Annotated in this window: 10 protein-coding genes; 7 read left to right on the forward strand and 3 right to left on the reverse strand. The window is 74.7% G+C overall.

Annotated features, from left to right (window positions below):
* The first annotated feature begins 408 nt into the window (after window positions 1-408).
* From ACZ4M8_RS09695 to ACZ4M8_RS09705, 3 genes are all read left to right on the forward strand, one after another.
* Entirely contained in the window at window positions 409-3,009 is a 2,601-nt protein-coding gene (locus tag ACZ4M8_RS09695; RefSeq protein WP_467604950.1) for a helicase-associated domain-containing protein, read from the forward strand.
* Window positions 3,010-3,067: 58 nt separating this feature from the next.
* Window positions 3,068-3,265, forward strand: coding sequence for a TetR family transcriptional regulator C-terminal domain-containing protein (locus ACZ4M8_RS09700; RefSeq protein ID WP_467605365.1), 198 nt, complete (start codon window positions 3,068-3,070; stop codon window positions 3,263-3,265).
* A 151-nt stretch (window positions 3,266-3,416) separates the two neighbouring features.
* Window positions 3,417-5,069, forward strand: coding sequence for a DNA repair helicase XPB (locus tag ACZ4M8_RS09705; protein WP_467604951.1), 1,653 nt, complete (start codon window positions 3,417-3,419; stop codon window positions 5,067-5,069).
* Window positions 5,070-5,289: 220 nt separating this feature from the next.
* On the opposite strand, the gene ACZ4M8_RS09710 is transcribed toward ACZ4M8_RS09705, so the two are convergent.
* Together ACZ4M8_RS09710 and ACZ4M8_RS09715 are read right to left on the reverse strand one after the other, a co-directional pair.
* Window positions 5,290-6,627 carry a glycosyltransferase 87 family protein gene (locus ACZ4M8_RS09710; RefSeq protein WP_467604954.1) on the reverse strand — a complete coding sequence of 446 codons (1,338 nt, stop codon included), beginning with the start codon at window positions 6,625-6,627 and terminating at the stop codon, window positions 5,290-5,292.
* A gap of 173 nt (window positions 6,628-6,800) precedes the next feature.
* A complete protein-coding gene (locus tag ACZ4M8_RS09715; RefSeq protein ID WP_467604957.1) occupies window positions 6,801-7,037 on the reverse strand; it encodes a hypothetical protein in 237 nt (78 codons plus the stop codon).
* Window positions 7,038-7,552: 515 nt separating this feature from the next.
* Here ACZ4M8_RS09715 and ACZ4M8_RS09720 point away from each other — a divergent pair.
* On the forward strand, window positions 7,553-9,682 hold the full coding sequence (locus tag ACZ4M8_RS09720) for a HelD family protein (protein WP_467604959.1): 2,130 nt from the start codon (window positions 7,553-7,555) through the stop codon (window positions 9,680-9,682).
* A gap of 49 nt (window positions 9,683-9,731) precedes the next feature.
* Here the strand turns inward: ACZ4M8_RS09720 and ACZ4M8_RS09725 are convergent, their stop codons facing one another.
* Complete coding sequence (locus ACZ4M8_RS09725) at window positions 9,732-10,469, reverse strand: copper homeostasis protein CutC (protein WP_467604962.1); 738 nt, start codon at window positions 10,467-10,469, stop codon at window positions 9,732-9,734.
* A gap of 411 nt (window positions 10,470-10,880) precedes the next feature.
* Here ACZ4M8_RS09725 and ACZ4M8_RS09730 point away from each other — a divergent pair, with 411 nt between their 5' ends.
* The 3 genes from ACZ4M8_RS09730 (at window position 10,881) to ACZ4M8_RS09740 (ending at window position 13,348) form a co-directional block, all read left to right on the forward strand.
* Window positions 10,881-11,327 carry a hypothetical protein gene (locus tag ACZ4M8_RS09730; protein ID WP_467604963.1) on the forward strand — a complete coding sequence of 149 codons (447 nt, stop codon included), beginning with the start codon at window positions 10,881-10,883 and terminating at the stop codon, window positions 11,325-11,327.
* Between the two features lie 53 nt (window positions 11,328-11,380).
* Entirely contained in the window at window positions 11,381-12,364 is a 984-nt protein-coding gene (locus tag ACZ4M8_RS09735; RefSeq protein ID WP_467604965.1) for a hypothetical protein, read from the forward strand.
* A gap of 108 nt (window positions 12,365-12,472) precedes the next feature.
* Entirely contained in the window at window positions 12,473-13,348 is an 876-nt protein-coding gene (locus tag ACZ4M8_RS09740; RefSeq protein ID WP_467604967.1) for a transporter substrate-binding domain-containing protein, read from the forward strand.
* The last annotated feature ends 42 nt before the right edge of the window (window positions 13,349-13,390 follow it).

Genomic DNA, 13,390 nt, shown 5'->3' on the forward strand with positions numbered 1-13,390 from the left:
TCGGCCCGCAGATCGGCCACCAGCCGCATCCGCACCGCCGAGGGCAGGCCCCGCTGCTGGGCCAGGTCGCCGACCCGGCTCAGATAGTCAAAAACGAGCTGATCGCTCTCGATCCCCACGAAATCCCCTGCGGCGTCCGCTGGTTACTGCCCCGACCGTACCGCCTCCCCTCCGGGGCACACCGGGGGCGGCGCGTACGGCCCCGGATACGGGGAACGCCCCGCGACCGCCCGGCCCCTACGGGGGCCACGGCCGAACCCCGGGCACCCCGACGTCCGGACGCCCCGCCCCTACGGGTTCCCCCTGATCCCGGGTCCGGGGCGTGCGGCGGGTGCGTACGGGGCCGGGTGCGCGCCGTCACAACGGGAACCCGTTACGGCGGGCACCGGCCCGGCTAACGTAGGGCGGATGACGGATACGCCCCGCACCCTGGCCGAGGAGCTTCGGACCCGCACCGACGACGGGCTCGTCGATCTGCTGCGGACCCGCCCCGACCTGCTCAATCCGGTGCCGGGCGACGTCACCCAGCTCGCCACCCGGGCCGGGACCCGGGCCTCGGTGGTACGGGCCGTGGAGCGGCTGGACCGGTTCGCGCTGCAGACCGCCGAGGCGCTGGCGGTGTCGCCCGACCCCTGCCCGTACCCCACACTCGCCTCCCTGATGACCGGAACCGGCACGCCCGCCCCGGACACGGCCGGGAGCGCGCCCGATGAGCCGGACGCGCCGGACGCCCCGTCCCTGGAAGCGGCGGTTCTGGCCGCGCTGCCCGGTGCGGTGGCGGCGCTGCGGGCACAGGCCCTGGTGTGGGGGCCCGACGACCGGCTGCGGCTGGTGCGGACCGCCCGGGAGCTGCTGGCCCCGAGTGCGGCGCACCCGTCGCCGACCGGCCTCGGACCGACCCTGGCGGAGGCCGCGGCCGGGATGTCGCCGGGGCGGCTCCAGGAGGTCATCGCCGCCGCCGGACTGCCGCCCACCCACGACCCGGTCACCGCCGTAGCCGCGCTGACCTCACTGTTCACGGATGGCGAGCGGATGGCGGCGCTGCTGGACGAGGCGCCCGCCGAGTCCGTAGCCGTCCTCGACCGGCTGCTGTGGGGTCCGCCGTACGGCAGCGTCACCGAGCGGCCCGCACCGCATCTGCGCTGGCTCCTGGACCGCGGTCTGCTGCTGCCCGCGGGCGCCCGCAACGTCGTCCTGCCACGGGAGGTGGCGCTGCATCTGCGGGCGGGGCGCGCGCACCGCGACCCCGCGCCGGTGCCGCCCGCCCTCGCGCCGGTCACCGCACGGGATCCACAGGCTGTGGACGCGGCCGCCGCCGGGCAGGCGTTCACGGCGCTGGCCACCGTCGACGAACTGCTGAAGGAGTGGGATCTGGGCGGTCCGGCGGTGCTGCGCGCCGGGGGCCTGAGCGTCCGCGACCTCAAGCGCACCGCGGCCGCCCTGGACACCACCGAGCAGACCGCCGCCTTCTGGCTGGAGCTGGCCCACGGGGCGGGCCTGATCGCCTCCGACGGCGAGGCCGACGAGCGGTACGCGCCGACGCCCGCCGCCGAGGAGTGGCGGCAGCTGCCCGACGCCCAGCGCTGGGCGGAGCTGGTGGCGGCCTGGCTGGACGCCACCCGCACCCCGGGCGTGGTCGGCACCGCCGACGCCAAGGGCCGGGCGGCCGCCGCCCTCGGCCCGCACCTCGACCGCTCCCCCGCCCCCGAGGTCCGCCGCCGCACCCTCGCCCTCCTCGCCGAGCTGCCGCCGGGCTCCGCCGTCCCGGAGGCCGCCGTCCTCGCCCGCCTCCACTGGGAGCGCCCGCTGCGCACCGCCCCGGAGCACGCGCCCGCCGCACCCGGTGGCGGCACGGGGAGCGGCGCCCCCGGGAGCGCCGCTCCCCCGCCCGGGGAAGACCTCCGTACCCGCCTCGCCCGGTGGACGCTGGCCGAGGCCGAACTCCTGGGTGTCACCGGACGCGGCGCCCTGTCGGCACCCGGCCGCGCCCTCCTGGGCGGCCCGGACGCCGACCCCGGAGCGGCGGCGCCCCGTACCGCCCCGACCGCCGCCGGGACCCGGGAGGCCGCGGCCCGCGCCGGGGCGCTCCTCGCGCCGCTGCTGCCCGAACCGCTCGACCACGTCCTGCTCCAGGCCGACCTGACCGCCGTCGCCCCGGGGCCGCTGCGCCGGCCGCTCGCCGAGACGCTGGGCGTCCTCGCCGACGTCGAGTCCAAGGGCGGTGCGACGGTCTACCGCTTCACGCCCACCTCGGTGCGGCGCGCCCTCGATACCGGCCGCACCGCCGCCGAGCTGCAGGAATTCCTCACCGAGCACTCCCGGACGCCGGTCCCGCAACCGCTCGCCTACCTGATCGACGACGTGGCCCGCCGGCACGGGCGGCTGCGGGTCGGCGCGGCCGGCGCGTACGTCCGCTGCGACGACGACGCGCTGCTCGCCGAGATCCTCGCCGACCGCCGCGCCGCCCCGCTGCGGCTGCGCCGCCTCGCCCCCACGGTGCTGGCCGCGCAGATCCCCCCGGACCTCCTCCTGGACGGCCTCCGGGCGATGGGCTACGCCCCCGCCGCCGAGTCCGCCGAGGGCGACGTCGTGATCGCCCGGCCCGACGCGTACCGCACGGGGCCGCGCACCGCGCCCGTCCCGGTACCCGAGGGGCCACCCGTCCCCGACCCGCCTCTCCTGGAGGCGGCGGTCCGCGCCATCCGCGCCGGGGATCTGGCCGCCACCGCCACCCGCAAGCCCGTCACCGCCGCCGCCCCGTCCTCGGGCGCGCCGCCCCGCACCACCTCGGCGGAGACCCTCGCCACGATGCAGGCGGCCGTCCTCACGGGTGCCGCCGTCTGGATCGGTTACGTCAACGCCGACGGCGCCGCCAGCCAACGCGTCATCGCCCCCGTACGTGTCGAGGGCGGCTTCGTCACCGCCTACGACCACACCGCCGACGAGGTCCGCACCTACCCCCTGCACCGCATCACCGGCGTCGCCGACCTGGCGGACGACACGGTGTGAGCCGGGGGACGGGGCCTCCCGCGGACTCAGCCCGTGAGGGACGTCCCGTACGGATCCCCTGACCCGTCTCGCCGGCAGCGGCGCGCTCGGCTCCGGCCGCGACGTACCCGCCGAGACCGAGCGCCTCGCCGCCCTCATCGACGGCCTCCGCCTCACCGCCGTCCTCCGCCCCGCCGTCGTCACCCCCGCCCACTGCTCCGGCACGCTCCGGGCCCGCCTGGCGGAACTGGCGGCTCCGGCTCCGGCCGCCCCCTGACCCGGAAGCCGCCGGGCGTCCGGCGCGACCCGGACCCGTTCCCTTCCCGATGCGGCACACTGGACGTTTGACCAACCGCCCGGCCACGGGCCACGGCCGGTGACCGGGCGGCGACGGCACCGGACAGCACTCAGGTAGGAAGGCGAGGCGCGTGAACGGACCTCTCATCGTCCAGAGCGACAAGACGCTGCTGCTGGAGGTGGACCACGAGGCGGCGGACGCCTGCCGGCGCGCCATCGCGCCGTTCGCGGAGCTGGAGCGGGCGCCGGAACACATCCACACGTACCGGGTGACGCCGCTCGGATTGTGGAACGCGCGGGCCGCCGGACACGACGCCGAGCAGGTCGTGGACGCGCTGGTGCAGTTCTCGCGCTATCCGGTGCCGCACGCGCTGCTCGTCGACATCGCCGAGACCATGTCGCGGTACGGGCGGCTGACGCTGGTCAAGCACCCCGCGCACGGGCTGGTGCTGACCAGCACCGACCGGCCGGTGCTGGAGGAGGTGCTGCGGTCGAAGAAGATCCAGCCGCTGGTCGGCGCGCGGCTGGACCCGGACAACGTCGTGGTCCACCCCTCCGAGCGCGGCCAGATCAAGCAGACGCTGCTGAAGCTCGGCTGGCCAGCCGAGGACCTCGCCGGGTACGTCGACGGCGAGGCGCATCCGATCGAGCTCGCCGAGGACGGCTGGGCGCTGCGGCCGTACCAGCAGCAGGCCGTCGAGGGCTTCTGGCACGGCGGTTCCGGCGTCGTCGTCCTGCCGTGCGGTGCGGGAAAGACGCTGGTGGGGGCCGGTGCGATGGCGCAGGCGAAGGCCACCACGCTGATCTTGGTCACCAACACCGTCTCGGCCCGGCAGTGGAAGCACGAGCTGGTGAAGCGGACCACGCTGACCGAGGACGAGATCGGCGAGTACAGCGGGACGAAGAAGGAGATCCGGCCCGTCACCATCGCCACGTACCAGGTGCTGACGACGAAGCGGAAGGGCGTCTACCCGCACCTGGAGCTGTTCGACTCCCGGGACTGGGGCCTGATCGTCTACGACGAGGTGCATCTGCTGCCCGCGCCGGTCTTCAAGTTCACCGCCGACCTCCAGGCGCGCCGCCGCCTCGGGCTGACCGCGACGCTGGTGCGCGAGGACGGCCGCGAGTCGGACGTCTTCTCGCTGATCGGCCCGAAGCGGTTCGACGCGCCGTGGAAGGAGATCGAGGCGCAGGGGTACATCGCCCCCGCGGACTGCGTCGAGGTGCGCGTCAGCCTCTCCGACTCGGAGCGGCTGGCGTACGCGACGGCGGAGACCGAGGAGAAGTACCGCTTCTGTGCCACGACCGGCAGCAAGCAGCGGGTCACCGAGGCGCTGGTCCGGCGCCACCAGGGCGAGCAGACGCTGGTCATCGGGCAGTACATCGACCAGCTCGACGAGTTGGGCGCGCATCTGGACGCCCCGGTGATCAAGGGCGAGACGACGAACGCACAGCGCGAGAAGCTCTTCGACGCCTTCCGCGAGGGCGAGATCTCGGTGCTCGTCGTCTCCAAGGTCGCGAACTTCTCGATCGACCTGCCGGAGGCGACGGTCGCGATCCAGGTCTCCGGCACGTTCGGCTCCCGCCAGGAGGAGGCGCAGCGGCTGGGCCGGGTGCTGCGTCCGAAGGCGGACGGGCACGAGGCGCGGTTCTACTCCGTCGTCGCCCGCGACACCGTGGACCAGGACTTCGCCGCCCACCGCCAGCGCTTCCTCGCCGAACAGGGCTACGCGTACCGCATCGTGGACTCGACGGAGCTGCTGTCGGCGGAGGAGGACGCCTGAGCCCCGAGGGCGGCGAACGGCGGACGGGCTCTTGAGGCCACGGCCCGCCGAGGCTGTGCCCGCGCGGTTGGTACCCGGGGCGCCTGCCCCGGACCGGCCCCGGTGCCCGGGGCACGTACATCCGCAGGCGCGGCCGTCCGCGGGTGCCTCCGGAGGGAGTGCGCCGAGGCGCGGCCGGTCGGCCGGCGGGCGAGCTGAGGCCGTCGGTCGGCCGGCGGGCTCAGCTCGCTCCCTTCGCCGTTTCCTTGCCGGCGTCCGCCGCGGCGGACGCCGGGGCCGGTATGCGGGACGCCCCGGCGGGGGCGGCCCGGGGACGGGGAACGGCGCCGCCGGAGAAGGCGACCGGCGGGGCGGAGGCGGCGCGGGTGTGCCACACCACCGCGGCCAGGAGCGCCAGGCCGAGCAGCGGGTACGGCGAGGTCAGAGGCTGTTCCCACCAGGTGAAGTGGAGGTCGCGGTAGCCGGTGTGCGGGACGATCCACAGGGTGCGGGCGGTGAACGCGACGGTGACGACGGCGAGCAGCGCGCGGCGCCAGGGCACACGGTGGGTGTGCGCGGCGAGTGTGATGAGCAGCGGCACGCACCAGACCCAGTGGTGGGACCAGCTGATCGGCGAGACGAGCAGCGCGGTGACGGCGGTGCACAGCACGCCCCAGAGGTCCGAGCCGCGGCGCCGGTGGACGCGGTACGCGGCCCAGAGGCCGCCGATCGCGGTGAGCAGTGCGGCGACCGCCCAGACGGCGCCGGGCTCGGGGGTGTGCAGCACACGGGCGAACAGGCCCTGGAGCGCCTGGTTGTCGACGATCCAGACCTTGCCGACGCGGTCCGTCTCGAACATCCGCCGGGTCCAGAAGTCGACACTGGCGTCCGGCAGCACCAAAAAGCCGAGCAGGACCGATCCGGCGAAGCCGGCCAGCGCGGTGCAGGCCGCCTTCACCCGGCCGGTGACCAGCAGATAGACCGCGAAGATCGCCGGGGTCAGCTTCACCCCGGCGGCGAGACCGACGGCGAGTCCCTTGAAGCGGGCGCCGTCGGGGCGGGCGAGGTCCCAGAGGACGAGGCAGGTCAGGGCGAGATTGACCTGCCCGAAGACAAGGGTCTGGAAGACGGGCTCCACCCAGATCCCCAGCGCCGTGGCGCCGACGACGGCGGGCGCGGTGTACACGGAACGGCGTACCCCGGCGGCTTTGCAGGAGAGCTGGATCAGTACGGCGAGCAGTCCGGCGTTGGCGACGAAGCAGGCGATTTTGAGGGTGGCGAGGGAGATCCAGGTGGTGGGGATGAAGAGCAGGGCCGCGAAGGGCGGGTAGGTGGCCGGGAGGTTCCACTTGGTGGTCGTGAAGCCGTAGAGATCGCTGCCGGAGGCGGCGGCCTGCCCCTCGGCGCGGTAGACCTCTATGTCGGGCATCCCCAGCGGGTGGACGGTGTAGAGCACGCCCAGTCCGATGAGGGATGCCGCGAGCAGTGCTCCGGCGATGACCGTGCGGCGCGGGTGCGCGACGCTCTGCGCCCACGTACGCCGCCATGTCCACGTCCGCGTCCCGTCGGCGGCAGACACTCCGTTCCCCTCCCCATCGCCCTGCACGCTCTCAGCGGCGACGCTAACCGATATGGGCCGATGGCCCGTAACCGTTTCCGGTCAACCAGATGTCCGGTGGTGGACGTGCCGGACACACGGTGGCACAGGCGGGCGAATGCCCGGTGCCGGAGTCCCGTCGGGGACGCGGACGGTCAGTGGCGTATCGGGCCGGTGGTGCGGGGGCGGGGCACGCGGTGGCGGGTTCCTTCCTCTCCGTACTCGCCGAGGAGGACGACGCTGACGGCGGCCGAGGCGAAGACCTTCACGGCGCGCAGGGCGCTGCCGACCGGGTGGCGGCCGGCGTGATCGGTGCCGAGGGCCGTGGCGCCCTTCATCGGGTGCAGGGATGCCGGGTGTCCGGCTGCTGGGGAGATCGTTGCGCTGCTCATGACTCCATGATGCTTTTCACGCGAATGCCACACATCGGTCCATGGGTCCATTCCCGCACCGACCGGCCTCTCACTGCGGTATCACCCCCACCCCCTACCGGAGATGTACGGCCCCCTACGAGGGAGGTACGGGCCGGCTGGTCGGCGCAGGTCGCCGGGGAGTACCCGCGCGGCGCGCGAGGGCGGTCCCGCCGGAGTCCGCCGAGGTCCGGCCACGACGGCGCCACGTACGCCCGCGCGGCCTCCCACCGCCCCGCTTTCCCGCCCCGCGGAAATGCGTTGGCGCCCGCTCCGCCCGCTGACTAGACTCGCGCGTCTCCCTGCCTCCCGTCGGCCTTTCCGTCGAGGAGCGCCGCCGACCGGACGGAAACCGGCCGGTCCTTCGCACCACGCCGACGGCCGCCCCGCCTCCCGAGGGTGCGGCCCGCCCGGCGTCCGTTCCGAACGACGGCCCGCCGCGCCCGCCCGCAGGGGCGCGTGCCCGCCGCAGTGAGAGTCCACCGGAGGCAACGCCCGTGCCCGCGCACGCTCAACCCGTACCCGACCCGCACGCCCCGGCCGCCGGTGAGGGCGCCGATCCGCTCCGCAGTGAGCGTGACCACCTCGCCGCCTCCCGGGCCGCGCTGCGCGCGATGCGCGCCGACGCCGAGGCGCTGAACATCGCCGACGTCACCGCGAACTGGGTCAACGCCGAGGTCCTCCAGGGCGAGATCGACGCCCGGATCAAGGCGCTCGCCGACCTCGCCCACACCCCGCTGTTCTTCGGCCGCCTCGACTATCTGCACGCGCCGGGCCTCGACCCGTCCGAGGGCGGCGCGGGCGGCCACGGGGGCGAGAACTTCTACATCGGGCGGCGTCACGTCCACGACGCGCACGGCGACCCGATGGTCATCGACTGGCGTGCGCCGGTCTCCCAGCCGTTCTACCGGGCGTCCAAGAAGGATCCGATGGACCTCCGGATGCGGCGCCGGTTCGGCTACACCGGTGGCGAGCTGACCGCGTACGAGGACGAGCACCTGAGCGATCCGGCGGAGGCGGAGCGGACGAGTGCGCTGCTCCAGGCGGAGATCGAGCGGCCGCGCGTCGGTCCGATGCGGGACATCGTCGCGACGATCCAGCCGGAGCAGGACGAGATCGTCCGCGCCGGGATCGGCGGTTCGGTGTGTGTCCAGGGGGCGCCGGGCACCGGGAAGACGGCGGTGGGCCTGCACCGGGTCGCGTATCTGCTGTACGCGCACCGGGAGCGGCTGGCGCGCTCCGGCACCCTCGTCATCGGGCCGAACGACTCGTTCCTGCGCTACATCGAGCAGGTGCTGCCCGCCCTGGGTGAGCTGGAGGTCAAGCAGGCGACCGTCGACTCCCTGGTGGGCCATGTGGAGGTGCGCGCGCGGGACGACGCGGCGGCCGCGTCGGTCAAGGGGGACGCGCGGATGGCCGAGGTGCTGCGGCGGGCGGTGTGGTCGCACGTCACCTCGCCCGAGGAGGCGTGCGTGGTGGTGCGCGGCTCGCGGCGCTGGCGCGTCCCGGCGTACGAACTCCAGGAGATCGTCGACGAGTTGCGGGAGCGGGACATCCGGTACGGCGCGGCGCGCGAGGCGCTGCCGCAGCGGATCGCGCACGCCGTGCTGGTGCGGATGGAGCAGGCGGGCGAGGCGCCGGACGACCGGGTGCAGGACGCGGTGGCCCGTAACGCCGCGGTGAAGGCGGCGGTCAAGGCGGTCTGGCCGCCGGTGGATCCGGCGAAGCTGGTGCTGCGGCTGCTGGGCGACGCGGAGTTCCTGGCCGCGCACGCCGAGGGGCTGCTGACGCCCGAGGAGCAGAAGGCCGTCCTGTGGGCGAAGCCGGCGCGGAGCGTGAAGAGCGCCAAGTGGTCCTCGGCGGACGCGGTGCTGATCGACGAGGCGATGGACCTGGTGGCGCGGACACCGTCCCTGGGCCATGTGGTGCTGGACGAGGCGCAGGACCTGTCGCCGATGCAGTACCGCGCGGTGGGCCGCCGCTGCACGACGGGTTCGGTGACGGTGCTCGGGGACATCGCCCAGGGGACCACGCCGTGGGCGACCGACACCTGGGAGGAGGCGTTGGCGCACCTGGGCAAGCCCGGTTCGGTGGTGGAGGAGCTGACGCAGGGCTTCCGGGTGCCGCGCGAGGTCATCGCGTACGCGTCCCGGCTGCTCCCGGCGATCGCGCCGGATCTGCGGGAGGCCACCTCGATCCGGGAGGCGGCGGGCGATTTCGAGATCCGTACGGTGCGTCCGGAGGTGCTGGACACCTCGGTGCTGGCGGCGTGCCACGACGCCCTGGGCAAGGAAGGGTCGGTCGGCCTGATCGCGGCGGACGCCCGGGTTCCGGTGCTGCGTGCCGCTCTGGAGGAGGCCGGGCTGCGGTGTCTGGCCCCGGGTGAGGAGACGTCCGCCGAGGCGCGGCTGACGCTGGTCCCGGCGACACTCGCCAAGGGTCTGGAGTACGACTACGTGGTGCTGGACGAGCCCGCCGCGATCGTCGACGGCGAGCCGGACGAACGCACCGGTCTGCGCCGGCTCTACGTCTGCCTGACCCGTCCGGTCTCCGGGCTGACCGTCGTCCACGCGGCGGAGCTGCCGGAGCGGTTGACGACGCAGGACGGGGGTGCGGCGGTGCGCTGAGCCGTGTTTTCCCGGGGCGCGGGCAGATGCGGCGCGCGCCCCGGGACCGTCACTCCCGCGCGCCGTCCAGGGCGGAGCGCCAGCGCCGTACGGCCGCCGCGTCGACGGGGGCGGCCCAGCCGTGCGGGCGGGCGGCGCCGCCGATGTGGAAGGCGTCGAGTCCGGCGGCGCGCAGGGTGGGCAGGTGGTCCAGGGTGAGGCCGCCGCCCACCAGCATCCGCGGGGCGTAACCGGGTTCGCCGGCCGTGGTGCGGGCGTGTTCGTCGAGGAGGACGGGCAGGCCCTCGGCGACACCGGCGGCGGATCCGGCGGTGAGGAAGGTGTCCGGGCCGCCGGGGAGCGCGGCGAGTTCCTTGCGCAGCGCCTCACGGTCGGCGGCGTGGTCGAGGGCGCGGTGGAAGGTCCAGCGGCAGCCGTCGAGCACGTCGGTGAGCGCCCGGACGGCGGTGAGGTCGGGGCGGCCGTCGGGGGTGAGGAAGCCGAGGACGAATTCGTCGGCGCCCTCGGCCCGCAGTGCGGCGGCGTCCGCGCGGAGGGCGTCGACGTCTCCGGCGGCGAAGCCGTCGTGGTGGCGGAGCATCACCCGGAGCGGGAGGGTGACGGCGGCGCGGATCGCGGCGAAGACGGCGCGGGGCGGGGTGAGCCCGTCGGCGGCGATGTCGGTGACGAGTTCGAGGCGGTCGGCCCCGCCGGTCTGCGCCGCGACCGCGTCCTGCGGGTCGAGCGCGATCACCTCCAGCAGTGCGTGGTGGCGCCGAGGGTGTGTGCCCCCAAGGTGGTTACTCATGGGACCCCAATCGGTGGTGGCGATGACGGTGCGGCGGGCGGGCGTCGTGCGGGTGGCGACGCCCGGGGAGCCGCCGCGATAGGTCTAGTCCAATCACGCCCCAGCGTAAACGGTGCCCACCGCTCCACGACTTTTTTACGGAACGGACACGGCCGGAAACGTTCCGCGACCCTCCCCGGATAGGCGGGCCGCGGCACCCCGGAGCCCCCGGCGGACGCCTCACCGCCGGGGAACACCCCTCTCGCGGCCGCCTCCCCGGGCGGCGCGCGCCACCCGCGGGGGCGCCCCGCTCCGCATCTCACGGAGCGAGTTGAGAAGAAGGTGTGAAACCCGGTGGGTATGGGTAACACGCCTTCCCGGTAAGGGCGTTGCGGCACCCCGCACGCGGCCCGCCGACGGGGGGAGAGGCACATGTCAGAACTGGCCACGGTGTCCGCCGAGATCGCTCCGTATCTCGCGATGGCGGCGAGCAGCCTCGGCACGTCCGTGCTCGCGGCGGCCCAGCAGCGGATAACGGAGCGCGCGGTCGACGCCGGCGAGGGTTTCTTCCGGCGGCTGCTGGGGCGCGACGGCGACCGCCTCGGGGGCGGCACGGAGCCCGTGCTCGACATCGACCGCGCCACCTCCCTGGACGCGCGGCTGGCGCGGCTGGACGACGCCGAGCGGCAGGCGCTGGCGGAGGCCCTCACCGCCTGGCTGGCCGGCCCCGTCACCGCGCGGGACGCCGCCGGATTCCTCTCCCACCTGGCGCCGCACCTCTCCGGCACCACGGTCAACTCCCCCGTCGCGTACGGGGATCACTCCGCGGCGATCGGTGTGGTGAACGGCACCGTCCATCTGGGCGGCGGCGCCTCGTGAGGCGCGGGAGACCGGCGCGCCCGGCACGGGGCGCGGGGCGCACCGGGCGCACGGTGGCCCAAAAGCCCCCGGCCCGGCCGCGCCCCGGCGCCGACGACGCAGGTCAGCAGCCCGCCGGGGCCGGAGATCCCGAGCGCGCCGGGTCCGGAGGCGGGAAGCCGGGCGCCACCGGGAAGCCGGGACGCGGGCGGAAGCCGGAGCCCGCCGGGAGCGGAGCCGGAGCCGACGCCGGGAAGCCGCGTCCGGCCGACGCCGGCGCGACTTCGGTCTCGGGCGGGCCCGGGGGCCGTCCGGCCGGTGTCGGCGCCGAGGTCCACAACCACCACGTCCGGCACAACAACCCCGTCACCACCGGCCCGCACTCCATCGCGGCCAACGACATCAAGAACGTGATCATCCGCTGGGTGATGCACCCCAGCGCCCGCTGGCTGCCGCTGCTGCTGGCCTGCGCCGCCCTGGTGATCGCCCAGGCGACCGAGCCGCACGGTCCGGCCGGGCAGTACGCCCTGTGCGTCACACTGGCCGCGCTCGCCGTCGCCGCGGGCGCCGTGCGGGTACTGATCCGCAAGACGCCCAGTGTGGCGGCGGTGGGCGCGCTGTCGCTGGTCTCGGTGCTGGCCACGGTCGGCGGCTGGCTCTCGTTCCGTTACACCGCCACGCACGCCGACATCGATGTGACGGGGCAGGTGCGGCGCGTCGGCACGCTGCCGCTGGCGGGCCGGGCGAACACCCTCGGCTTCACTCTCGGCGCCGCCGCGCTCCGCGAGCCCCGCGCGCGGCTGCGCCTGACCCTGACGGTGTCGGACTACGACCCGGGCGCCCCGGCGTGCGCCTACCGGACCGCGGCGACCGCGTACCTGATGGACGGCGGCGCGCCCGCCCAGGAGTTGCCCGTCCGCTCCGGGCGGCCGCTCGATTTCGTCCTGAACACGGGCACCCCTGCCGTACGGATCCAGGTGATGCTGGCGGAGAAGGATCCGGGGCGGCACTGCCGGACGGACATCCGGGCCACCGAAGCCGTGCTGCACGATTCCTGATCCGGGCCGCTCCGGTGGCCGTGCCGCCCGGAGCGCCCACCGGGTACGCCCGCGCGCCCGACCGCCGCCGCGTACCGCCCCTCACACCACGCACAACGGGGAGATTCCATGACCTCAGCCGCGCCCCGGCGCCGCGCCCTCGGGGGCGCCGCGCTGCTCATCCTGACCGCCCTGACCGCGTCCGCCTGCGCGGACGATCCGCCGCCGTCGCTCCTCGACCAGCGTTCGGTGTCGGTCGGGGTGAAGAACGACCAGCCGGGCACCGGCGAGGAGTCCTCGTACAAGTTCGCCGGGTTCGACATCACCGTGGCCCGGCATCTGCTCGAAGGGGTCGGCGCCAAGGCGGACTTCAGCAGTGTGCCGTCGGAGAACCGCAGCCAGGTGATCACCGATGGCGACAAGGACCTGGTCGCCGCGACGTACTCGATCACCCCGTCGCGGATGAAGGACGTCGACTTCATCGGCCCGTACGCGACCACGTCCCAGGGCGTGATGGTCCGGGACAAGGACGCCCGGCGCATCCGGAAGCTGGAGGATCTCAAGGGCCGGTCCGTCTGCACCTGGAAGGGCACCACCTCGTTCCAGGAGCTGAACAGGCCCGCGTACGGGCAGATCAGCGTCTATCAGGTGGCCGACGCCTCCCGCTGCATCGCCGACCTCCGGGAGGGCCGGGCGACCGCGGTCTCCACCGACCAGATGATCCTTTACGGCTTCACCCAGAAGTACCCGGGGCTTCAGGTGGTGCCGGGCATCGTCGTCGGCTCGCCCAACGACTACGGCATCGCCATCGCGAAGAAATACCGCGCGGACTGCCGCAAGCTCAGCGACAAGCTCCGCGACTATCTCAACGGCACCGACTGGGAGCGGGACTTCGACCTCTCGCTGCCGTCCATCACCAGGAGCGTGCAGAACTGGCAGACGGCGTTCAAACCGTCCGCCGACTCCGTGGGCCAGCTGTCGTGCCGGGACGCGCCCGCCTCCTAGGGGCGCCGCCCCGCTCCACCCGGGGCCGGGACGCGCGGAGAG

This window comes from Streptomyces sp. NPDC027185, assembly GCF_055567035.1.

Excerpts from the sequence above, each read along its gene's own strand:
- ACZ4M8_RS09695 (WP_467604950.1), top strand. The coding sequence starts at position 409 with ATGACGGATACGCCCCGCACCCTGGCCGAGGAGCTTCGGACCCGCACC.
- ACZ4M8_RS09740 (WP_467604967.1), top strand. The coding sequence starts at position 12,473 with ATGACCTCAGCCGCGCCCCGGCGCCGCGCCCTCGGGGGCGCCGCGCTG.
- ACZ4M8_RS09715 (WP_467604957.1), bottom strand. The coding sequence starts at position 7,037 with ATGAGCAGCGCAACGATCTCCCCAGCAGCCGGACACCCGGCATCCCTG.
- ACZ4M8_RS09725 (WP_467604962.1), bottom strand. The coding sequence starts at position 10,469 with ATGAGTAACCACCTTGGGGGCACACACCCTCGGCGCCACCACGCACTG.
- ACZ4M8_RS09730 (WP_467604963.1), top strand. The coding sequence starts at position 10,881 with ATGTCAGAACTGGCCACGGTGTCCGCCGAGATCGCTCCGTATCTCGCG.